The sequence below is a fragment of the Bacillus haikouensis genome (assembly GCF_013179555.1).
GTDB lineage: Bacteria > Bacillota > Bacilli > Bacillales > Bacillaceae_B > Rossellomorea > Rossellomorea haikouensis_A.
In genome coordinates, this window is the sequence record NZ_JABMCR010000537.1 from 1 (window position 1) to 1,304 (window position 1,304).

Consider the following 1,304-nt stretch of genomic DNA (forward strand, 5'->3'; position numbering starts at 1 on the left):
TTCTTTCATGGCTCGCGGATGATTCCCCTTTTGAAATGATGGCTTTGTGCAAATCGCGGACAGCTTTGATCGTTTCTTCTTTTTTCAGCATCGGATCGCGTTTGATCTCAGTCAATCCTTGTTCACTTGCGATGATTTGGTCGTTTGCGATTAAGTCATAATAGCTGTATCCAACATAAGCTTCTTTGATGGTGCCTGCTTCCGGCACTTTCTTTTCATATTGAAAGAGATCAAATTGAAACAGAAGGGCAGCAGCCCCGATCGCAAGGAGGTATACAACGTAGCCTTTCCAGTGGTGGAATACTCTCCAATGCTTTTGTAAAATCATTTCGGCAGCATAATAGCCGAACAGTGCACCGACAACATACCCGAACCACATCCAATTGCCTTGGCCCTGAACTTCAATGAAGTACATTCCGCCGACTAGCATGGAACAGAAGGTCATGCTGTATTTGAATATTGGCTGAAGCAGTTTGACTGTAATCGGCTGTGAAGCTGTTTCTATTTTTCTGTTCTTATAGAGTAATAGAGCCAAACCGTAGAAAAGAACTGTCAGAACTGCATAGATTAACGCATCCCATCCTGAAATCAACTTGTTTTCAAGCATGACTGTTTTAACGATGGGTGAATACTCTTCTATTTTGATATTGTAGTAATAATCTGTCGGGAATCCGAACAGGATCTGCTTTAAGCTGAAAGTAACCAATAAGAACATTCCTGCAGGCAATAGCAGGATGATATAGGTCAGGACACCTTGTACAGCAGAAAGGCCAGTAATCATCGCAATAAAGGTGCCGGTCAAGAAGAAAAGCACGGCTATCAACATTGTGATCCCGGCCCAGACAAAGATATCTGCGGCATCGATGTAAAGGCTTAGTTCAGTAATCCAATAGAGTATCAGCAGGAAAAGAGTGTTAAGTAAAATCGGGATCAGCAGGATGCCAAGTCCCGTAAACAATGTGTGCTGGAAAATCTGGTTCCGCCTTATTGGCAGGCTGTGGATGAAATCGGCAGTCTGTTTTACGTGTAAATAGCGGAATAGGAATACGGACAGCAGTACCGGTATGAAAAACAGCAACCCCATTTGGATAGGGTATTGAATCTTAAAGAGATTTTCATAAAGGTTGTTGTAATAAATAATATTTGGATTTGTCAGTTTCCCCAGTATATCAATCGGAAGTGCAAACAGGAGACCAATGAAGTACACGATTCCAAGCCAGCCGACACTCCGTACACTTTGTGTTATAAGTTCTTTATTGATCCAAGATGTTTTGGATGGCATACCCAACATCCCCCATTTCATA

At 42.2% G+C, this 1,304-nt stretch carries 1 pseudogene; it reads right to left on the bottom strand.

Annotated features, from left to right (window positions below):
* Window positions 1–1,282 (bottom strand): annotated as a pseudogene (locus tag HP456_RS24080) (hypothetical protein); the annotation flags it as partial.
* Window positions 1,283–1,304 lie beyond the last annotated feature (22 nt).